This is a genomic window from Rhodanobacter sp. Soil772, assembly GCF_001428385.1.
Classification (GTDB): Bacteria; Pseudomonadota; Gammaproteobacteria; order Xanthomonadales; family Rhodanobacteraceae; genus Rhodanobacter.
Map to the genome: position 1 here is coordinate 37,171 of NZ_LMSK01000004.1, position 19,970 is coordinate 57,140.

General features: G+C 68.2%; 16 protein-coding genes and 1 CRISPR repeat array (1 of these 17 running past the window's edge). Of the genes, 9 read left to right on the forward strand and 7 right to left on the reverse strand.

Going from position 1 to position 19,970, the window contains the following annotated elements:
• Positions 1-16: 16 nt before the first annotated feature.
• Genes ASG75_RS14075 through ASG75_RS14085 form a run of 3 tightly spaced genes read right to left on the reverse strand, consistent with a single transcriptional unit; the run spans position 17 to position 2,750 of the window.
• Complete coding sequence (locus ASG75_RS14075) at positions 17-772, reverse strand: glycosyltransferase family 2 protein (RefSeq protein ID WP_056390826.1); 756 nt, start codon at positions 770-772, stop codon at positions 17-19.
• A complete protein-coding gene (locus ASG75_RS14080; RefSeq protein WP_056390829.1) occupies positions 769-1,560 on the reverse strand; it encodes a beta-ketoacyl synthase chain length factor in 792 nt (263 codons plus the stop codon). Before ASG75_RS14080 ends, ASG75_RS14075 begins: the two co-directional genes overlap by 4 nt.
• Entirely contained in the window at positions 1,557-2,750 is a 1,194-nt protein-coding gene (locus ASG75_RS14085) for a beta-ketoacyl-[acyl-carrier-protein] synthase family protein (RefSeq protein ID WP_056390831.1), read from the reverse strand. The genes ASG75_RS14080 and ASG75_RS14085 overlap by 4 nt, the downstream gene beginning before the upstream one ends.
• A 162-nt stretch (positions 2,751-2,912) precedes the next feature.
• Here ASG75_RS14085 and ASG75_RS14090 point away from each other — a divergent pair, with 162 nt between their 5' ends.
• Positions 2,913-3,605, forward strand: a complete 693-nt coding sequence (locus ASG75_RS14090; RefSeq protein ID WP_056390840.1) for a YdcF family protein — start codon at positions 2,913-2,915, stop codon at positions 3,603-3,605.
• A gap of 88 nt (positions 3,606-3,693) precedes the next feature.
• Complete coding sequence (hemF, locus tag ASG75_RS14095; protein WP_056390842.1) at positions 3,694-4,596, forward strand: oxygen-dependent coproporphyrinogen oxidase; 903 nt, start codon at positions 3,694-3,696, stop codon at positions 4,594-4,596.
• Between the two features lie 9 nt (positions 4,597-4,605).
• Here hemF and ASG75_RS14100 read toward each other — a convergent pair whose 3' ends face one another.
• Positions 4,606-5,277 carry a hypothetical protein gene (locus ASG75_RS14100; protein WP_056390845.1) on the reverse strand — a complete coding sequence of 224 codons (672 nt, stop codon included), beginning with the start codon at positions 5,275-5,277 and terminating at the stop codon, positions 4,606-4,608.
• A 155-nt stretch (positions 5,278-5,432) separates the two neighbouring features.
• Here ASG75_RS14100 and gpmA point away from each other — a divergent pair, with 155 nt between their 5' ends.
• Together gpmA and ASG75_RS14110 are read left to right on the forward strand one after the other, a co-directional pair.
• Positions 5,433-6,176, forward strand: coding sequence for a 2,3-diphosphoglycerate-dependent phosphoglycerate mutase (gpmA, locus tag ASG75_RS14105; protein ID WP_056390847.1), 744 nt, complete (start codon positions 5,433-5,435; stop codon positions 6,174-6,176).
• Between the two features lie 101 nt (positions 6,177-6,277).
• Positions 6,278-6,823 carry a hypothetical protein gene (locus ASG75_RS14110; RefSeq protein WP_056390849.1) on the forward strand — a complete coding sequence of 182 codons (546 nt, stop codon included), beginning with the start codon at positions 6,278-6,280 and terminating at the stop codon, positions 6,821-6,823.
• A gap of 9 nt (positions 6,824-6,832) precedes the next feature.
• On the opposite strand, the gene zapE is transcribed toward ASG75_RS14110, so the two are convergent.
• The gene (zapE, locus tag ASG75_RS14115) at positions 6,833-7,963 is read right to left on the reverse strand and encodes a cell division protein ZapE (RefSeq protein ID WP_056390852.1); all 1,131 of its coding nucleotides are present in this window, start codon (positions 7,961-7,963) and stop codon (positions 6,833-6,835) included.
• Positions 7,964-7,999: 36 nt separating this feature from the next.
• Positions 8,000-8,689: an alpha/beta fold hydrolase gene (locus tag ASG75_RS14120; RefSeq protein WP_056390855.1), complete on the reverse strand. Its 690-nt coding sequence runs from the start codon at positions 8,687-8,689 to the stop codon at positions 8,000-8,002.
• Positions 8,690-8,737: 48 nt separating this feature from the next.
• On the opposite strand from ASG75_RS14120, the gene ASG75_RS14125 reads away from it, so the two are divergent.
• Positions 8,738-9,331 carry an ACP phosphodiesterase gene (locus ASG75_RS14125; RefSeq protein WP_056390859.1) on the forward strand — a complete coding sequence of 198 codons (594 nt, stop codon included), beginning with the start codon at positions 8,738-8,740 and terminating at the stop codon, positions 9,329-9,331.
• 169 nt (positions 9,332-9,500) lie between these two features.
• On the opposite strand, the gene ASG75_RS14130 is transcribed toward ASG75_RS14125, so the two are convergent.
• Complete coding sequence (locus ASG75_RS14130) at positions 9,501-10,022, reverse strand: c-type cytochrome (protein ID WP_056390862.1); 522 nt, start codon at positions 10,020-10,022, stop codon at positions 9,501-9,503.
• Between the two features lie 493 nt (positions 10,023-10,515).
• Here ASG75_RS14130 and ASG75_RS14135 point away from each other — a divergent pair, with 493 nt between their 5' ends.
• The 4 genes from ASG75_RS14135 (at position 10,516) to ASG75_RS16405 (ending at position 18,767) form a co-directional block, all read left to right on the forward strand.
• Positions 10,516-11,766, forward strand: coding sequence for an efflux RND transporter periplasmic adaptor subunit (locus ASG75_RS14135; protein WP_056390863.1), 1,251 nt, complete (start codon positions 10,516-10,518; stop codon positions 11,764-11,766).
• 103 nt (positions 11,767-11,869) lie between these two features.
• Entirely contained in the window at positions 11,870-15,109 is a 3,240-nt protein-coding gene (locus ASG75_RS14140) for an efflux RND transporter permease subunit (RefSeq protein WP_056390867.1), read from the forward strand.
• A 171-nt stretch (positions 15,110-15,280) separates the two neighbouring features.
• Positions 15,281-18,418: an efflux RND transporter permease subunit gene (locus ASG75_RS14145; protein ID WP_056390869.1), complete on the forward strand. Its 3,138-nt coding sequence runs from the start codon at positions 15,281-15,283 to the stop codon at positions 18,416-18,418.
• Positions 18,419-18,530: 112 nt separating this feature from the next.
• A complete protein-coding gene (locus tag ASG75_RS16405) occupies positions 18,531-18,767 on the forward strand; it encodes a hypothetical protein (protein WP_162253127.1) in 237 nt (78 codons plus the stop codon).
• 69 nt (positions 18,768-18,836) lie between these two features.
• A CRISPR array of direct repeats spans positions 18,837-19,970; the repeat unit is 28 nt; unit sequence TTTCTGAGCTGCCTGCGCGGCAGCGAAC (it continues 8,495 nt past the right edge of the window).

Here is a 19,970-nt window from a genome sequence, read left to right on the forward strand (position 1 = left end):
TGGCCGCCGCGCAACGTCAGTTTGCGGGATCGTCGACGATGAGCGGTGCCGCGCGCGAGCGGCGATGGCTGGCGACGATGTGGCCGTAGTGCAGGACCCGGCCGATCGTGTAGGTGGTGATGCGGGTGACGTCGCGCACCGGCTTGAGGTGGCTGGGACGGAACGTGCCGTGGTAGCGCGAGGCGATCGGCACCGAGACCACGCCAAGCTTTTTCTCGCGCGAGGCGGCGATCAGGATCGCCGCCTCGAACACGAAGTTTTCCGCCGGCAGGTCGACCAGCTGCAGCGCCGCGCGCGGATACCAGCGCTGCCCGCTCTGGGTGTCGGCCACCGGCTGCCCGCAGGCCCACGAGATGCCCCAGTCGGCGACCGCGTTGGCGCGCCGGCGGCCCTTCGGCTGCTGCTCGCGATCGAGCAGGCGCGCGCCGATCACGATGTGCCCGGGATACTGTGCGGCGGCCGCCACGATGCGCGGAATGTCGCTGGCCAGGTGCTGGCCGTCGCCATCCATCGTCAGCACCGCGTCGTAGCCCTGGCGCAGCGCTTCGCGGAAGCCGTGGCGCAGCGCCTCGCCCTTGCCGCAGCGTTCTTCGTGGCGCAGCAGGGTAACCGGCAACGCGGCGACGATGTCCGGGGTGCGGTCGTCGGAGCCGTCGTCGATCACGATCACCGGTGCACCGAGCGCCAGCACGGATTCGACCACCGACTGGATCGCAGCCTCCTCGTTGAGGCAGGGAATCAGCACGCACCAGCGCGCCACGGCAGTGTTCAAGCGACGTTCTCCATGTCGATCCGCAAGCCGAGTGTAGCGGCAGCGGCCAGTTCGCAGTGTCCGCCCGCACTGGCCAGCAGGGCCAGCAGCGGCAGGCTGGCGGCCGACGGGTTGCCGGCGCGCCAGCCGTGCAGCGGTTCCGGCAAGGGTACGTCGGTGGGCGCGGTGCCCAGTTGCAGGTCGAGCCGGGCCAGCGTCGCCGGGCCGGCTTGCGGCGCCAGCACCAGCGCGCAGCCGAACGCCTGCGCGCAGCCGGTGACTTCGCCCAGCGGGCCGCTGCCGGCGGTGTCGCTGCACACCAGCAGCAGCGGACGCTGCTCGGCCAATACCTGGCTGGCCGCTTCCAGCAGCGCGGCGCCGAAGCTGGCGCGCTGGGCGCAGATCGCGGTGGATGGCGCGTGGCAACCGGTGGCGATGGTCCAGTAGCCGACCGCGGCGTTGTGCACCGAGTTGTGGAAGCGGATCGGCGACAGCTCGGTGGGCGCCTGCGCCAAGGTGGCGCACATGTAGTCGGTGATCGCCTGGTCGCCGTGGGCGGAGGCGAACACGCAGGCCAGCGCGGCGGCATCGCGGCCGCTCATCGCCACCGCCTGGCCGGCCACCTCGACCGCCAGCAGCACGCTTTCCGGCGCGCGCCGGCGTTCGTTCGGCGGCAGGCTGGCGGCGGCCGGTCGCGGCGGCGGCACGGGCGGGGTGGTGCCGGCCAGCAACGCGCGCAGCGCGGCGAAGTTGGCCAGTTGCGGCGACCACAGGCCGACGCCTTCGACGTGGACGCGCAGCGTATTCATGCGGCAGATCCCGCACGGGCGAACGCCAGGCAGGCGTTGTTGCCGCCAAAGCCGAACGAGTTGCTGAGCGCCACGTCGACGCGCTGGCGTTCATTGCGCCAGGCGAAGTGCGCGCCGCAGATCGGGTCGGGCGTGCCGCCGCCGAGGTTGCCGGGGACCAGGCCGTGCTCGATCGCCTGCAGCGCGATCGTCGCCTCGACGATGCCGGCCGCGCCCAGCGTATGGCCGGTGAAGCCCTTGGTCGAGCTGGCCCGCGTGCGGGCCGGAAAGACGCGGCCGACCAGCGCCGCCTCGACTTCGTCGTTCTTCTGGCTGGCGGTGCCGTGCAGGTTGATGTAGTCGACCCGGGCCGCGTCGAGGCCGGCGCGCGCCAGCGCGTCGTTCAACGCCAGCTCGGCGCCGAGGCCGTCCGGGTGCGGGGTGGACATGTGGTGCGCGTCGCTGGCCTCGCCGTAGCCGAGCAGTCGCGGCGCATCGGGCGCCACGTCGACGCGTTCCAGCAAGGCGAAGCCGGCAGCCTCGCCGATCGAGATGCCGTTGCGCGCGGCGTCGAACGGGCGACACGGTTCGGGCGACACCAGCTCCAGCGCGTTGAAGCCGAACAGCACGCTGTCGCACAAGGTGTCGACGCCGCCGACTACCGCCGCATCGACCAGGCCGAGGCGGATCATCCGCTCGGCGCTGGCGAACACCTTGGCGCTGGACGAGCAGGCGGTGGAGACGGTCAGGCACGGGCCCTCGAGTTCCAGCGCGGCGGCGGCGAAGGCGGCCAGCGAGTGCGGCGCGTGGATCGCCGGGCGTAGCATGTCGTCGGCGAAGCCGCCGTCGGCATCGAGCCGGCGATAGGCTTCCTCGGTGGCGCCGATGCTGGCGGTGGAGGTGCCCAGCAGCAGCGCCACGCGGTCGGCGCCGTAGCGCGTGCGCGCGGCGTGCACGCGTTCGAGGAAGCCGTCCTGGTTCAGGCCCAGCCAGGCCAGTCGGTTGTTGCGGCAGTCCCATGCGCGCAGGGTGGCGGGCAGGGCGACGTCTTCCACGCCGTCGACGCGGCCGATCCAGCAGGCCAGCGGCGCGCTGCTGATGTCGTTCGGGCGCAGCCCGCTGCGCGCGTGTTCGAGCGCGTCGAGCTGCGCTGCAAGGCCGCTGCCCATGGCGGAGGTGGCGGTATACGCGGTGACCGCGAGGGGTGTCATGAGAGTGGGCATCAGGAAAGCCTAACGTTGACCCCGCAGAATGCCTAGCCTGCGGCTGGCCCACGCCAAGCGGGGTATTCAGCGTAACCCCGGCGGCATGAGGATGCCGCGAACCGCACGGCCGGCTAAGCTGGCTCGTCCCACCGCCTTTTCACGCCGCCCATGTCTGTATCCCGAAGCCCCTGGCGCTACCTGCGCGACCGCGACGTGCAGCATGCCGCGCTGGTGACCGTGCTGGCGCTGGTGCTGAGCGCGGGCCTGGTCTGGCTGGGCTACCTGATCCACGTCTGCCGCGTCGCCGCGCGCAGCCCGCTGGTGCCGCCGCGACGGATGGTCGCGCTGGTGTTCGGCCGCCGGCTCGAGTGCGATCTGCCGGAGCACGACTACCAGCAGCGCCTGCGCCGCGCGCTGAGCCTGGCCGAGCAGCGGCAGACCGACCACCTGCTGCTGCTCGGCGGCTGCAGCGGCGGCCAGTGCAGCGAGGCGGCGGCCGGCCACGCCTGGTTGCAGCAGCACGGCCTGGCCGGCGAGGTGCGGGTGGAACTGGAGCAGGATTCGGTCGACTCGCTGGAAAACCTGCGCCACGCGCGCCGGCTGCTGCTGGCGCAGGCCGGCGACGCCGGGCTGCCGCCGGTGGCGCTGGTGACCAGCCGCTATCACTTGGCGCGCTGCCTGCTGCTGGCGCGACGGCTCGGCTTCGACGGTTTGCCGGTTGCCGCCGAACCGGCGCTGCCGCGGCAGCGGCGCTACCTCGGCCTGTTGCTGCTCGAAGCCAGCTACCTGATGTGGATCGACCTGGGCCTGCGCTGGGCGCAGCTGATCGGGCACCGGCGGATGGCGGCGCGAATCAGTTGAGCTGGATCATGGCGGCGCGGCGCCGCGCCACAGCCGTTCGTGCATGGGCACTTGCTAAGCTTGCGCCACTGAATCGACGAGTCGAACGATGAGCGAGCAAGCCAACCAGGCCGAAACCTTTCTGCGCGAACTGCAGGACCGCATCTGTGCCGCGATCGAACAGGCCGACGGTACGGCGCGCTTCGAGGAAGACGCGTGGCAACGCGCAGCCGGCGGCGGCGGACGCACCCGCGTGCTGCGCGACGGCGCGGTGTTCGAGCAGGCCGGGGTGAATTTCTCGCGCGTGTCCGGCCACCCACTACCGCCCAGCGCCACCGCGCATCGGCCCGAGCTGGCCGGCGGCAGCTTCATCGCCACCGGCGTGTCGCTGGTGTTGCATCCGAAGAACCCGCACGTGCCGACCACCCACGCCAACGTGCGCTACTTCGAGGCCAGCAAGGAAGGCGTGGAGCCGGTGTGGTGGTTCGGCGGCGGCTTCGACCTCACCCCGTTCTATCCGGTGGACGCGGACGTGCGGCACTGGCACACGGTGGCGCGCGACCTGTGCGCGCCGTACGGTGCGGACGTCTATCCGCGCTACAAGCAGTGGTGCGACGAGTACTTCTACCTGAAGCATCGCGACGAGACCCGCGGCGTCGGCGGGCTGTTCTACGACGACTTGAACGAGGGCGGCTTCGAGCGTTGCTTCGCGTTCACGCGTGACGTGGGTCAGGGTTTCCTCGATGCCTATCTGCCGATCGTGGCGCGCCGCAAGGACGCGCCGTACGGCGAGCGCGAGCGCGAATTCCAGTTGTACCGACGCGGCCGCTACGTGGAGTTCAACCTGGTCTACGACCGCGGCACCCTGTTCGGCCTGCAGTCCGGCGGGCGCACCGAATCGATCCTGATGAGCCTGCCGCCGCGGGTGCGTTTCGAATACGCCTACCAGCCGGAAGCCGGCTCCGCCGAAGCGAAGCTGGCCGATTACCTGAAGCCGCGCGACTGGGTGTAGGAGCCAGCTTTACGGCGTCGCACCGCTGAACTTCTCCACCGTGGCGCCCTTGACCGGACCGATCTGCGCGCTGTCGCTGACCTTCAGCACCACCTCGCGGCGGAACTCCAGCGTGCCCTGCACCACGGCGTGCGGGCCAATCACGATCACCGGTTTGCGGTCGCTGCCCCAGTGGAACCAGCCGTTGTTCGGCTTGTCGACCAGGATGCCGCCCTCGACGCGCGAGTCGGCACCGACCGTGATGTCGCCGCCAACCGTGCCGATGCCGCCGGCGACGTGGGCGCCGTCCAGCACGATGGCGCCGTTGACGTTCTCCAGCCGGCCGCCGATTTCGGCGCCGCGAGCCAGATGGATGCTGCCGTTGACCGCATTCACCTTGCCGCTGACCCGGCTGGCGCCGCCCATGCTGATCGCACCGTTGACCGTGCCCAGTTCGGTCGCCTGCGCCTTGTCGCCCAGTTCGACTTCGCCGTTGACGGTGCTGGCCTCGTGCACGCTGGCGCCGTCGCCGACGTGCACCGCGCCGTTGACGGTGCTGACGTCGCCGGCCTGCTGCCCGGCCGCGACCTGCACCGAGCCGTTGACCTTGTCGATGTCGTTGTCGCCCGCGCTGGCCAGCGGCGGCAGGCCCAGGCCCAGCACCAGTGCGGCCAGGATGAGGATCGTCGGGAATCGACGCATGGCAATCTCCTTGAGTCTTCAGTGGATGGGTACACGCATTAGGATGCAGCCAGCGGGCCAAGGGTTTGACATGACCTGTGGCAGGGGCCGCATTTGACGCTGCCGGGGGCCGGCCGGCACCATTCCTGGTTTACTCCTCACTGTTGGGCGCCCCCATGCACAAACTCGTCCTGATCCGCCACGGCCAATCGCAGTGGAACCTCGACAACCGCTTCAGCGGCTGGGCCGACGTCGACCTCACCGAGCAGGGCATGGCCGAGGCGCGCGAGGCCGGCCGCCTGCTGCAGGAAGGCGGCTACGGCTTCGACGTGGCGCACACCTCGGTGCTCAAGCGCGCGGTGCGCACGCTGTGGGGCGTGCAGGACGCGATGGACCTGATGTGGATCCCGGTGCTCACCGATTGGCGCCTCAACGAGCGCCACTACGGCGGCCTCACCGGGCTGAACAAGGCCGAGACTGCGGCGAAGTACGGCGAGGACCAGGTGAAGATCTGGCGGCGCAGCTACGACATCCCGCCGCCGCCGCTGGATCGGGCCGCGAACGAGTCGGTGCACGATCCGCGCTATGCGGCGCTCGATCCGAAGGACATCCCCGACACCGAATGCCTGAAGGACACCGTGGCGCGCGTGCTGCCGTACTGGCACGAGGTGCTGGCGCCGGCGATCAAGTCCGGCCAGCGCGTGCTGGTGGCCGCGCACGGCAATTCGCTGCGCGCGCTGGTGAAATACCTCGACGGCATTTCGGACGAGGCGATCGTGGAGCTGAACATCCCCAACGGCGTGCCGCTGGTGTACGAGTTCGACGACGCACTGAAGCCGCTGCGCCACTACTACCTCGGCGACGCCGACGCGATCGCGGCGAAGATGGCCGCGGTGGCGAACCAGGGCAAGGCGAAGTAGCACGCCTCGCTCCTGCCGCACGGACGAGGGGTGACAAACGTCAGTCGTCAGCCACGGCACGGCCGACTATGCTGGACACAACCCATCCGGTGACGATGCCCATGCCCGCCCATCTGACCCCATACCTCGTGATGCTGCCGCTGCTGGCCTGGATGGTATGGCGGCGGGTGAGCCGGCAGTTCGGTCGTCAGCCGATCCGGCGCAAGCGGATGATCTTCCGCATCGTGGTGTTCGCGATCATGGGCGGCCTGCTCGCGCTCAGCGGATTCCACCACGTCGCACTGGCCGAGGGCCTGCTCGGTGGCGCACTGACCGGTGGCGCGCTGGGCCTGCTCGGCCTGCGCCTGACCCGCTTCGAGGTCGACCCGGCGAAGGGCGACTGCTACGTGCCCAATCCGTGGATCGGTGCGCTGCTCACCGTGCTGCTGCTGGGCCGGCTGGGCTGGCGGTTGATGGTGGTGTGGCCGCAGATGCAGCAGGCGTCGGCCGCGCCCGGTGCGATGCCGCCGATGGGCTACGCCGCCAGTCCGCTGACCATGCTGGTGATCGGCCTGCTGGTCGGCTACTACATCGTCTACTTCAGCGGCCTGCTGATCCACCATCGCCGCTTCCAGCAGACGCATTCCGGTACCGCGACGGCGCTGTGAGCCGTCGCTTCACTCCGGGCGGTGCGGCAGCGCCAGGTACTCCTCGCTCTGCATCTCGATCAGGCGCGACTCGGTGCGGCCGAACTCGGCGCGCAGGCGCTCGCCGTCGTACAGCTCGGTGATCGGCGCGGCGGCGGACAGCACCAGCTTGACGTGGCGGTCGTAGAACTCGTCCACCAATTGCACGAAGCGCTTTGCCGCGTCCTCGCTGTAGAGGGTGAACTGCGGCACGTTGGAGACGATGATCGCCGGGCCGGCCTTGGCCAGTGCGATGTAGTCGGCGACCGCGCGCGGGCCTTCGCACAGCGCGGCGAAGTCGAACCACAGGATGTTGTCGGCGCGCTTGTGCAGCGGGATGTCGCGGCTGTTGACGTGCAGCACGCCATCCGCCTGCACGTTGCCGCTGGCCTGGCTGGCGAAGATGCGTTCCAGCGCGCGGTGCGCCTCGGCGCCGGGCGGGGTGAGGTAGACCGGCGCCTGGGTCAGTGCGCGCAGGCGCCAGTCGCGCGAAGAGGCCATCTCGACCACGTGGCAGCGCCGTTCGATCAGTGCGATCGCAGGCAGGAAGCGCGCACGCTGCAGGCCGTCCTTGTACAGGTTCGCCGGCGCGGTGTTGGAGGTGGTGACCAGGGTGACGCCGCGCGCGAACAGCGCGTCGAGCAGGTTGGACAGGATCATCGCGTCGCCGATGTCGTTGACCAGGAACTCGTCCAGGCACAGCACGCGGCAGCGTGCGGCGATGCCGGCGGCGACCTCGACCAGCGGGCTCTGCCGCTCGCCCAGCGCACGCAGGTTCTCGTGCACCTCGCCCATGAAGCGGTGGAAGTGCCGGCGCAGTGCCACGCCGTGCGGCAGGCTGGCCACGAACAGGTCCATCAGGAAGGTCTTGCCGCGGCCCACCGTGCCCCACAGGTACAGCCCCGGCACCGCCTCGGGCGGGTCGTTGCCGAGCAGGGATTTCAGGCGGTCGAACAGGCCGTTGCCGTTGCCGTTGCCGTTCGCGGGCTCGGCGCACAGCGCCGCATGCATGCGGTCGAATTCCGGCAGCAGCGCGAGCTGGGTCGGATCGGACTCCCAACGATGCGCGGCGACGCCTTCGAGGTAGCGCGCGCTGGGCGCGAGCGAGGGGGTTTCACTCATGGAGCGTGGGTCTTGGAAAGGAGTGATGGGCAGGCGTCAGCCATGCCGCTTCGGCGGCAGCCAGCCGCGCACCGCGTGCTTGATCGCGCCGCGCAGGTCCATCAGCCGGCGGTGGAAGAAGTGGCTGGTCTCGGGCATGCGCACCAGTTCGGGCCGGTGCTCCAGCGTCTCGACCCAGTCGAACACCGCCTGCGGCTCGACGATCTCGTCGGCCTCGCCCTGCACGATCAGCCACGGGCAGGTCGGCAACGCGATCGCTTCGAACGGCCAGCGCCCGACCGGCGGCGCGATGCTGATCAACGCGTCGGCGCGCAGGCGCACCGCGTTGGCGATGGCCACGTAGCTGCCGAACGAGAAGCCGACCAGCCACAACGCATCGTCCGGGCGCGTGCGGCGCACCCAGGCCACCACCGCGGCCAGGTCGTCGCCTTCGCCGCGACCCTGGTCGTAGCTGCCGGTCGAGTTGCCGGCTTCGCGGAAATTGAAGCGCACCGTATCCAGCCCGGACTCGCGCAGCGCCCGCTCGGCCATCGTCACCACCTTGTTGTGCATGGTGCCGCCCTCGATCGTGAGCGGATGGCAGAGCACGGCCACGCCGCGGCGCGCGCAGGCCGGTTCGGCGACGTCGCTGATGGTCTCGAGCTTGCCGGCGGGGCCGTCGAGCACGAAACTGGCGGCCACGTCCGGAAAGCTGGCAGGTTCGGCAGAGAGCTCGGTGGGATTCATGTACACGATGATAACCGCCGGGCGGATCGGCTGCCGCGGACGCTCCGCATGAACCACCTGGCGCATGCGTTGCTGGCCGGCGACGACGAGGCCCTGCAGCTCGGCGGAATGCTGGGCGATTTCGTGCACGGACAACCGGACGTGAGCTTGTTCCCGGCGCGCGTGATCGCCGGCATCCGCTTGCATCGCGCGATCGACGTGTACACCGACGCCCACCCCGAAGTGCTGGCGGCGAAGGCGCTGCTGCCATCGCCGTATCGGCGCTATGCCGGGATCCTGCTGGACATGTGGTTCGACCGTTGCCTGGCGCGCGATTTTCCGCGCTGGAGCGCGCAACCGCTGCCGGAGTATTCCGTCGCCCTGCGCGCCCTGCTGTGGCGGCAGGACGAGCTGCTGCCGCCGGCGCTACGGCGTTTCCGCAGCTACATGGAAGCGCATGGCCTGCCGGCCGGCTACGCCGACGACGCGGTGCTGGACGACGCGCTGGGCGGGATCGGGCAGCGCCTGAGCCGTGCCAATCCGCTGGATTCGGCGTTGCCGGTGCTGCTGGAACGCGAAGCGAAATTGCAGAGGCGCTTCGAAGCGTTCTTTCCGGAGCTGCGAGGGTTTGCGCGGGAGTGGATCGGGGAGCATGCGGAGTAATCGGGTGTACTCCCTCCCCTGCGCAAGCAGGGGAGGGTTGGGGAGGGGTGCTTTTGATCTTCCCGCACGCCGGGCCTCCCCATCCCAACCTTCCCCCAAGGGGGAAGGGGCAAACGAAAACGCCGCCCGGTGGGCGGCGTTTGGCGAAAGCTTGTTGGATCAGGCGAAACTATTTCGCCTGATCGGCGATCCAGTGCACGGCGTTCGTCACCTGTTCGTCGGTGAGCGCCGGGTTGCCGCCCTTCGGCGGCATGAAGTTGCCGTCCGGGCCGTGGTAGCCCTCGATCGCGTGCTTGACCAAAGTGTCGATGCCTTCGGCGAGGCGCGGGCCCCACACGGCCTTGTCGCCCACCTTCGGGGCACCGGCGACACCGGAGGTGTGGCAGCTGGTGCACAGGTGATCGAAGATCGCCTTGCCGTCGGTGGTGCCGCCGTAGGCGACCTGCGACGCGGCGGCCTTGGTCGCGGCATCGGCGGCGGCCTGCATGGCGGCGCGGCCGGTGTTGCCGGCGTAGACGGCGCCGTCCGGTGCGATCCGCGCGGCAACCTTGGCCGGCTGGTCCGGATTGGTTTCCTTCGGCTCGTGGTCGTGGATCGCCAGCGCCGCGAGGATCAGCACCACCGTCAGCACGGCCAGACCGCCGATCATGATCGAAAACTGGCGCAAGACGCTCTGATCGGATTTGCTCATGGGACCGCTCACGCACGTACTCCTGTCAGTGGGCGGGACGGAGCGCCACGATGGCTGTTCCGGCCTGCCTGAATTGCCTGTGGCTGTCGCACCGGCCCGATGGACGCATCCCGGTGCGGATTGCCGTGCGTGGATGCACGGCACGGATCACGCTTGCCGTTCGGCCCGGATTCGGGGTCGGACAGGCAACAGTCGGCGATTATAAACGAAGCGCGCGGCAAGTTTCAGGCCTCCGCGGCGACCCGTCGCGGTAGCCGTGCCTGCCGCGGCAGCCCGCGCGGTGCCTGCGGATGGCCCTGCAGCGGGCGGCGCCCCTGCCATCGGTCATGCTGTACCCATGTCAACCGGCATTGTTCAAGTTCGTTGATCTGCCCCTATGCTTTCATCTCAAGAGACGCGTGCCGGCGTGGCCCGGCGGGCGTCCGTTGTTTTGCAGACGCATGCCACGCAGTCGTGTGCCGGTGGGGCGCACCGTTCAGTCCAGGAGTTTTACATGTCGCGTTTTTGGAAGATCGCGTTGATCGTGATTGCCGTGATCGTCGTGGCAGCGGTAGGTTTCCGCCTGCTGCACAAGCCCACCCCGGCCGGTTCCGCGTCGGCGCAATCCGCCACCAAGAGCAAGGACGGCAAGGACGGCAAGGATGAAACGCCGCCGGTGCCGGTCACCGTGGTGCCGGTGGTCAAGCAGAACGTGCCGGTCTACCTGACCGCACTGGGCACGGTGCAGGCGCTCAACACGGTCACCGTGAACCCGCAGGTGGGCGGCCAGCTGCTCAGCCTGGAGTTCACCGAGGGCCAGCCGGTGAAGAAGGGTCAGCTGCTGGCGCAGATCGATCCGCGCACCTACCAGGCCGCCTATGACCAGGCCGTGGCGAGGCAGCGCCAGGACCAGGCGCAGTTGGAAACCGCGAAGAGCAACCTGACGCGTAGCCAGGACCTGGCCGCCAAGGGCTACATCTCGAAACAGGATCTGGACACCTTGCGCAACACGGCCGCCCAGTACGCGGCCGCGGTAGCCGCCGATGCGGCCAGCGTGCGCGACAGCCAGGTGCAGCTGGCCTACACCAAGGTGATTTCGCCGATCGACGGCCTCGCCGGCATCCGCAACGTGGATCCGGGCAACGTGGTGACCACCAGCACCGGCATCGTCACGCTGACCCAGCTGCATCCGATCAACGTGATGTTCACCCTGCCCGAGCAGAACCTCGACCTGGTGCGTGCCGCCGCCGCCCAGCAGGGCGCCTCGCTGCAGGTGACCGCGCTGGATCGCACCGATGCGCATCCGATCGCCAGTGGCGGCGTGCTCAAGGTGATCGACAACCAGATCGACACCAGCACCGGCACGTTCCGCCTGAAGTCGGAGTTCCCGAACGCGAAGAACGAGTTGTGGCCGGGCCAGTTCGTCAACGTGCAGCTGCTGGTGAACACGGTCGACGGCGGCCTGGTGATTCCGGCGCAGGCGGTGCAGCGTGGACCGGACGGCGACTACGTCTACCAGGTGCAGGCCGACAGCACGGTCAAGATGCAGGCGGTGGCGATCGCCGGTGAAGTGGGCGACAGCCACGTGATGATCGGCAGCGGCCTCAAGGTCGGCGACCGCGTTGTCACCGAAGGCCAGTTCCGGCTGAAGCCGGGCAGCAAGGTCAACGCGCTCAAGCCGGGCGAAGTGCCGGCGGCGCCGACCGCGGCCGAACTGGAGAAAGCCAAGCAGAACAGCAAGGGTGGCGGTCGCCGTCGCGGCTGAGCGGCCGCGTGCCGACCAGCGCAACGCCACCGCAGTCGTGCGAACCCGGCCGTGTCCCGGCCATGATCGCGGCTGAACCCGCACCTACACGTTACGGATAGCCATGGGATTCTCGACCCTCTTCATTCGCCGGCCGATCGCCACCTCGCTGTTGATGGTGGCGGTGCTGCTGCTCGGCATCCTCGGCTACCGCCAGCTGCCGGTGTCGGCGTTGCCGGAGATCGAGGCGCCCAGCCTGGTGGTCAGCACGCAGTATCCGGGCGCCAGCGCCAGCACCATGGCCTCGCTGATCACCACCCCGCTGGAGCGCAACCTGGGGCAGATCTCCGGGCTCACCATGATGAGCTCGGATTCCTCCGCCGGGCTGTCCACGATCATCCTGCAGTTCGCGATGGACCGCGACGTCGACATCGCCGCGCAGGACGTGCAGGCGGCGATCAACCAGGCCAAGGGCACCTTGCCGGGCAACCTGCCGTATCCGCCGGTGTACAACCGGGTGAACCCGGCCGACGCGCCGATCCTCACCCTCAAGCTCACCTCGGACAGCCTTCAGTTGCGCGAGGTGAACAACCTGGCCGACTCGATCATCGCGCAGAAGCTGTCGCAGGTGCAGGGCGTGGGCCTGGTCTCGATCGCCGGCAACGTGCGCCCCGCGGTGCGCGTGCAGGTGAACCCGGCGCAGCTGTCCAACCTCGGCCTCACGATGGAGGATGTGCGCAGCGCGTTGACCCAGGCCAACGTCAACGCGCCCAAGGGCACGCTGAACGGCAAGACGCAGAGCTACTCGATCGGCACCAACGACCAGTTGAGCGACGCGTCCGAGTACAAGAGCACCATCATCAGCTACAAGAACAACTCGCCGGTGCGGCTGTCCGACGTGGCCAAGGTGGTCGACGGCGTCGAGAACGACCAGCTCGCTGCGTGGGCGAACGGCCAGCCGGCGGTGCTGCTGGACGTGCGCCGCCAGCCCGGCGCGAACATCGTGCAGACGGTGGAGCAGATCCGCAACGTGCTGCCGGAACTGCGCAGTGCGCTGCCGGCCGACGTGCACCTGGACGTGTTCGCCGACCGCACGGTGACCATCCGCGCCTCGGTGCACGACGTCGAGTTCACCCTGATCCTCACCGTGTTCCTGGTGATCGGCGTGATCTTCGTGTTCCTGCGCCGGCTGTGGGCCACCATCATTCCGGCGACGGCGGTGCCGTTGTCGCTGATGGGCACGTTCGGCGTGATGGCGTTCACCGGCATGTCGCTGGACAACCTGTCGCTGATGGCGCTGACCGTGGCCACCGGTTTCGTGGTGGACGATGCGATCGTGATGATCGAGAACATCGTGCGCTACATCGAGCAGGGCAAGAACGGCAAGGAGGCGGCCGAGGTCGGCGCGAAGGAGATCGGCTTCACCGTGCTGTCGTTGACCGTGTCGCTGGTGGCGGTGTTCCTGCCGCTGCTGCTGATGCCCGGCGTCACCGGCCGGCTGTTCCACGAATTCGCCTGGGTGCTCACGATCGCGGTGACCATCTCGATGCTGGTGTCGCTGACGCTGACGCCGATGATGTGCGCCTACCTGCTCAAGCCCGACCAGCTGCCCGAGGGCGACGACGCGCACGAGCGCCACGCCGCGGCCGGCAAGCGCACGGTGTGGTCGCGCACGGTGCATCTCTACGAGAACTCGCTGGACTGGGTGCTCGACCACCAGCGCCTGACCATGCTGGTGGCCGGCGCCGCGGTGGTGCTCACCGTGTTCCTGTACATCGTGATCCCCAAGGGCCTGCTGCCCGAGCAGGACACCGGCCTGATCACCGGCGTGGTGCAGGCCGACGACAACATCGCGTTCCCGCAGATGGAGGACCGCACCAAGGCGGTCGCCGAAGCGCTGCGCAAGGATCCCGCGGTGGCCGGCGTGGCCGCCTTCATCGGCGCCGGCACAATCAACCCCACGCTCAACCAGGGCCAGCTCAGCATCGTGCTGAAGGATCGCGGCGACCGCGATGGCCTGGACGAACTGCTGCCGCGGCTGCAGCACGCGGTGGCCGGCATCCCGGGCGTGGCGCTGTACCTGAAGCCGGTGCAGGACGTGACCCTGGACAGCCGTGTCGCCGCCACCGAATACCAGTATTCGCTGTCCGACGTGAACTCGGTCGAGCTGGCCGGCTACGCCAGCCAGATGACCCAGGCGATGCGCCAGCGGCCGGAACTGGCCGACGTCGACAACAACCTGGCCAACAACGGCAACGCGCTGAAGCTGACCATCGACCGCGAGAAGGCCAGCCGCCTCGGCGTGCCGGTGCAGAGCATCGACGACACCTTGTACGACGCGTTCGGCCAGCGCCAGATCTCCACCATCTTCACCCAGTTGAACCAGTATCGCGTGGTGCTGGAAGTGGCGCCGGAGTTCCGCACCAGCGACGACCTGCTGAACAAGCTCACCGTGCGCGGCAACGGCAACGGCGCACTCACCGGCAGCAACGCGACCAGCTTCGGCCAGTTGAAGTCGAGCAACTCGGCGACCCCGTCGGGCATCGGCAACGCCGGCAACGTCGGCTTCGAGATCGGCGGCGGCGGCACCATCCCTCTGTCCTCGCTGGTCAGCGCCGAGGTCACCAGCGCGCCGCTGGTGGTCAGCCACCAGCAGCAGCTGCCGGCGGTGACGCTGGCGTTCAACGTGGCGCCGGGCTACTCGCTGTCCGATGCGGTGGCGGCGATCCACCAGGTCGAGCAGCAGCTGAACTTCCCGCCACAGGTGCGCGGCGAGTTCGTCGGCAAGGCGGCCGAGTTCACCTCCTCGCTCGGCGACGAGGTGCTGTTGCTGCTGGCCGCGATCGTGGTGATCTACATCGTGCTGGGCGTGCTGTACGAGAGCTACATCCACCCGCTGACGATCATCTCGACGCTACCGCCGGCTGGTGTCGGCGCGCTGCTGGCGCTGATCATCTGCGGCATGAGCCTGTCGGTGGACGGCATCGTCGGCATCGTGCTCTTGATAGGCATCGTGAAGAAGAACGCGATCATGATGATCGACTTCGCGATCGAGGCGCGCCGCACCGGCCTCAACGCGCGCGATGCGATCCGCCGCGCCTGCCTGCTGCGCTTCCGCCCGATCATGATGACCACCGCCGCGGCGATGCTCGGCGCACTGCCGCTGGCGCTGGGCAACGGCATCGGCGCCGAGCTGCGCCGGCCGCTGGGCGTGTCGATCGTGGGCGGCCTGCTGCTGTCGCAGCTGGTCACGCTGTACACCACGCCGGTGATCTACCTGTACATGGAACGCTTCTCCGACTGGCTGGCCGCGCGCCGCGAACGGCGCGCGCTGACCCACGCCCAGGCCCGCAGCGCGGCGTGACCCTGCCGACGTCTTGCCTTGCGCCCTACCCTGCAACGCAGGGGAGGGCTGGGGAGAGGTCGCCCTTCGTCGGAAGCCACTTCGCCCCGATCAACCTTTTCGCGGCCTGGACGTTGAGGGTGGGATGATCCGTTCACGCACCACCCGCCCATCCCCGCCCACGTTGAATCCATGAACATCTCCGGCACCTTCATCCGCCGCCCGATCGGCACTTCGCTGCTGGCGATGGGCCTGTTCGTGGCCGGCATGATCTGCTACTTCCTGCTCGGCGTGGCGGCGCTGCCGAACATGCAGTTCCCGGCGATCTTCGTGCAGGCCAGCCAGGCTGGTGCCGATGCCAGCACGATGGCGTCCACCGTGGCCGCACCGCTGGAGCGGCACCTGGGCCAGGTGCCCGGCATCGAGACGATGCGCTCGTCCAGTTCCGAGGGGCGCACCTTCGTCTTCATGATGTTCCGCAACGGCACCGACCTGGATTCCGCCGCGCGCGACGTGCAGGCGGCGATCAACGCGGCCGCGCCGGACCTGCCCAGCGGCCTCAACGGCGCGCCCAGCTACCAGAAGGCGAACCCGAACGACGACCCGATCATCGCGCTGGCGCTGACTTCGGCCACGCAGTCGGCGGCCGACCTGTACAACCTGTCCGACACCCTGCTGGCGCAGCGGCTGCGCCAGTTGCCGGGGGTGTCGTCGGTGGAGATCGCCGGTGCGGCCACGCCGGCGATCCGCGTCGACGTGAACCTGCGCGCGCTGAACGCGATGGGGCTGTCGCCGGACCAGCTGCGCAACGCGCTGAGCGCGGCCAACGTGACCTCGCCGGAGGGCTTCCTGTCCAACGGCACCACCACCATGTCGATCAGCGCCACTACGCAGTTGCACAGCGCGGACGAGTTCGCCCGGCTGGTGGTCGCCAGCCACAACGGCACGCCGGTGCGGCTGGCCGACGTGGCGAACGTCTATGCCGGCCAGCAGGACGCGTACCAGGCCGCCTGGTTCCACGGCAAGCCGGCCGTGCTGATGTACGTCTACAAGAAGGCCGACGCCAACGTCATCGCCACCGTCGACCTGGTCAAGGATCAGCTGCCGCTGCTGCGCGACTACCTGCCGCCGGGCACCGTGCTGACCCCGTTCTTCGACGGCACGCCGACCATCCGCGCTTCGCTGCACGAGGTACAGGCCACGCTGCTGATCTCGCTGGCGATGGTGATCCTGGTGATGGCGCTGTTCCTGCGCCGGCTCGCGCCCACGCTGATCGCCGCGGTGGCGGTGCCGCTGTCGCTGGCCGGCGCGTTCGTGGTGATGTACATCCTCGACTACACACTGAACAACCTCACCCTGCTGGCGCTGGTGATCGCCATAGGATTTGTGGTGGACGATGCAATCGTGGTGATCGAGAACATCATCCGCCACATCGACGCGGGCATGTCGCGCATGCAGGCAACCCAGGCCGGCGCGCGCGAGATCGGCTTCACCATCGTCTCGATCACCGCCTCGCTGATCGCCGTGTTCATCCCGCTGCTGTTTGCTGGCGGCGTCACCGGCATGTTCATGCACGAGTTCGCGGTGACCCTGGTGGCGGCGATCGTGGTTTCCGCGCTGGTTTCGCTGACGCTGACGCCGGCGCTGTGCGGGCGCTTCCTCAACGGGCATGCCGCGAAGGAAAAGGCACAGCCGTCGCGGCTGGCGCGCGCGCTGGACGGTTTCCACGCCGGCATGCTGCGCGTGTATACCCGAGCTCTGAACTTCTCGCTGCGCCACGCGCTACTGTTCTCGCTGACCCCGCTGGTGCTGATCGTGGTCACGTTCTACCTGTTCGGCGTGGTCAAGACCGGCCTGTTCCCGGCGCAGGACACCGGCCTGATCTGGGGCCGCGCCAGTTCCAGCGCCACCGTCTCGTTCGCCGAAAGCAGGCAGCGGCTGGAACGGCTCACCGCGATGCTGATGGCCGACCCCGACGTCGCCACCGTAGGCTCGCGCCTGGGCAGCAGCCGGCAGGGCACCAGCGGCTCGTTCAACATCGACCTGAAGACCCGTGCCGAAGGCCGCCAGGACGACACCTTCGCGGTGCTCGCGCGGCTCAGTGCGAAGGCCGCGAACTATCCCGACCTCAACTTGCGCCTGCGCCCGGTGCAGGACCTACCCAGCGGCGGTGGCGGCGGCACCAGCCAAGGCGCGCAATACCAGGTCTCGCTGCAGGGCAACGACCTGGCCAGCCTGCAGGAGTGGCTGCCGAAACTGCAGGCCGAGCTGAAGAAGAACCCGAAGCTGCGCGACGTCGGCACCGACGTCGACGAGGCCGGGCTGCGCCAGAACATCGTGATCGACCGCGACAAGGCCGCGCGGCTCGGCGTGTCGATCGGCAGCATCGACGGCGCGCTGTACGACGCGTTCGGCCAGCGCCAGGTATCCACCATCTACTCGGACATCAACCAGTACCAGGTGGTGGTCAACGCGCTGCCCGAACAGACCGCCACGCCGGAGGCGCTCAACCGCATCTACGTGCGCTCCAGCAGCGGCCAGATGATCCCGATCACCGCGTTCGCGCGGCAGGAGCCGGGGCTGGCGCCGTCGCAGATCACCCACGAAAACCAGTACACCACGATGGACCTCAGCTTCAACCTCGCGCCCGACGTGAGCATGGGCGAGGCGATGGCGATCATCCAGTCCACCGTGAAGAACATGCGCATGCCCGGCGACATCCGGGTGCAGATGGGCAACGACTTTCGCCGCTTCCAGCAGTCGCAGAGCGGCATGGGCTGGCTGATCCTGGCCGCCGTGCTCACCGTCTATATCGTGCTCGGCATGCTGTACGAGAACCTGGTCCATCCGATCACCATCCTGTCCACCCTGCCGGCCGCCGGCGTGGGCGCGCTGCTGGCACTGTGGCTGACCGGCACCGAGTTGTCGGTGGTGGCGCAGATCGCGCTGGTGCTGTTGATAGGCATCGTCAAGAAAAACGCGATCATGATGATCGACTTCGCCCTGGTCGCCGAACGCGAACACGGCAAGAGTCCGCTGGAAGCCGCGCGCGAAGCCTGCACCGTGCGCTTCCGCCCGATCATGATGACCACCATGGTCGCCATTCTCGCCGCATTGCCGATCGCGATCGGCCTCGGCGAAGGCAGCGAACTGCGCCGCCCCCTCGGCATCGCCCTGATCGGCGGCCTGCTGATCTCGCAAAGCCTCACCCTGCTCAGCACCCCGGCGCTCTACGTGATCTTCTCGTGCCTCGCCGAGCGGCGGAAGGCGTGGTGGACGCGGCGGCGTGAGCGCAAGGTGGCGCGGCGGCGGCAGCTCGCGGGAGTGTGATCGGAAGGTATGCGTGAAGCTCCTTTACGGTCCCGCTCTCATTTTCCGCTTTGGGTACGAGAAGCACGAGCCGATAAACGGGAATTCATGTTAGATATATTGCATGACGTGCGTGTCCATCAACCTGGATACAGATGACCAAGCGTGGCTGGATCGTGAGGCACGGTCTCGCGATCTGTCGGTAGCCGAACTGGTAAAGCAAGCTGTGCATGATTATCGCATCCAGCGCGAGAACGACAGCCGAATTAATCTGCAGTCTGCGCTAAGCCGCACTGCAGGAATCTGGCAGCAAGACAATGGCCTAAACCATCAACGGCATCTGCGCGAAGAGTGGAAAGATCGCGGTTAGCTGGGATGTATTTGTCACTGCTTGTGCAGGAGGCAAACACCAGGTTCTGACATCACACCCAAGTCGAGTTTTCTGAGTTGCCTGCGCGGCAGCGAACACGTTCCCGATCATCAAGCAGGTGGCGGACTGTTTCTGAGCTACCTGCGCGGCAGCGAACGTCCCATGCTGGCTCGCCCTTGATTGTGGGTCTTTCTGAGCTGCCTGCGCGGCAGCGAACACCATCAGCGCCGGCGGCGAGCATCACGCGGTTTTCTGAGCTGCCTGCGCGGCAGCGAACCGGAGGACGGTCGCGAGATCATGATGATCTTCTTTCTGAGCTGCCTGCGCGGCAGCGAATGGACTGTTCGAGCTCCAGCGAGGCGCCGAGGTTTTCTGAGCTGCCTGCGCGGCAGCGAACTGCTTCGGTGGTGGTGCTGGTTTCATTGGCTGTTTCTGAGCTGCCTGCGCGGCAGCGAACTACAGGCTGATCCAAACCGACAAGGGCAACGTTTTCTGAGCTGCCTGCGCGGCAGCGAACGGCATCGACACGGTGCGCAAGGCGCTGCTGATTTTCTGAGCTGCCTGCGCGGCAGCGAACGCCGTCAGCAACTGCGGCGCCAAGTCCATCTGTTTCTGAGCTGCCTGCGCGGCAGCGAACGAGGAGCACTGATCATGGGCCAGCAGGTACGTTTTCTGAGCTGCCTGCGCGGCAGCGAACAGGTTGGGCGCATTGATGCTGATGGTGCCGCTTTTCTGAGCTGCCTGCGCGGCAGCGAACCTCACCAGCTTGCGCGGATGGTCGGCGTAGCTTTTCTGAGCTGCCTGCGCGGCAGCGAACTGTAGGGGCTTCAACAGAAGATGGTGATGTGATTTCTGAGCTGCCTGCGCGGCAGCGAACATGGTCGCCGGCGCCAATCGCATCGACCTGCTTTTCTGAGCTGCCTGCGCGGCAGCGAACATTGCCACCATCACCTCGCGCGGCGACGACGTTTTCTGAGCTGCCTGCGCGGCAGCGAACTGGTTGCGCGGCCATATGCGTGGTTTGCGGCATTTCTGAGCTGCCTGCGCGGCAGCGAACGCTACGGAAAGCAGGCCAAGAACTGTTTTGCATTTCTGAGCTGCCTGCGCGGCAGCGAACACGTTCGGGTGCTGCATCCGGTCCCGGTGCTCTTTCTGAGCTGCCTGCGCGGCAGCGAACGTGTGGGAGGCCGAGCACGACCACGC

Coding starts and splice junctions, on each gene's coding strand:
- ASG75_RS14130 (WP_056390862.1), bottom strand. CDS start 10,022: ATGAGCAAATCCGATCAGAGCGTCTTGCGCCAGTTTTCGATCATGATC.
- ASG75_RS14110 (WP_056390849.1), top strand. CDS start 6,278: ATGCCCGCCCATCTGACCCCATACCTCGTGATGCTGCCGCTGCTGGCC.
- ASG75_RS14090 (WP_056390840.1), top strand. CDS start 2,913: ATGTCTGTATCCCGAAGCCCCTGGCGCTACCTGCGCGACCGCGACGTG.
- ASG75_RS14135 (WP_056390863.1), top strand. CDS start 10,516: ATGTCGCGTTTTTGGAAGATCGCGTTGATCGTGATTGCCGTGATCGTC.
- ASG75_RS14125 (WP_056390859.1), top strand. CDS start 8,738: ATGAACCACCTGGCGCATGCGTTGCTGGCCGGCGACGACGAGGCCCTG.
- zapE (WP_056390852.1), bottom strand. CDS start 7,963: ATGAGTGAAACCCCCTCGCTCGCGCCCAGCGCGCGCTACCTCGAAGGC.
- gpmA (WP_056390847.1), top strand. CDS start 5,433: ATGCACAAACTCGTCCTGATCCGCCACGGCCAATCGCAGTGGAACCTC.
- ASG75_RS14100 (WP_056390845.1), bottom strand. CDS start 5,277: ATGCGTCGATTCCCGACGATCCTCATCCTGGCCGCACTGGTGCTGGGC.
- ASG75_RS14120 (WP_056390855.1), bottom strand. CDS start 8,689: ATGAATCCCACCGAGCTCTCTGCCGAACCTGCCAGCTTTCCGGACGTG.
- ASG75_RS14085 (WP_056390831.1), bottom strand. CDS start 2,750: ATGACACCCCTCGCGGTCACCGCGTATACCGCCACCTCCGCCATGGGC.
- ASG75_RS14080 (WP_056390829.1), bottom strand. CDS start 1,560: ATGAATACGCTGCGCGTCCACGTCGAAGGCGTCGGCCTGTGGTCGCCG.
- ASG75_RS14140 (WP_056390867.1), top strand. CDS start 11,870: ATGGGATTCTCGACCCTCTTCATTCGCCGGCCGATCGCCACCTCGCTG.
- hemF (WP_056390842.1), top strand. CDS start 3,694: ATGAGCGAGCAAGCCAACCAGGCCGAAACCTTTCTGCGCGAACTGCAG.
- ASG75_RS14145 (WP_056390869.1), top strand. CDS start 15,281: ATGAACATCTCCGGCACCTTCATCCGCCGCCCGATCGGCACTTCGCTG.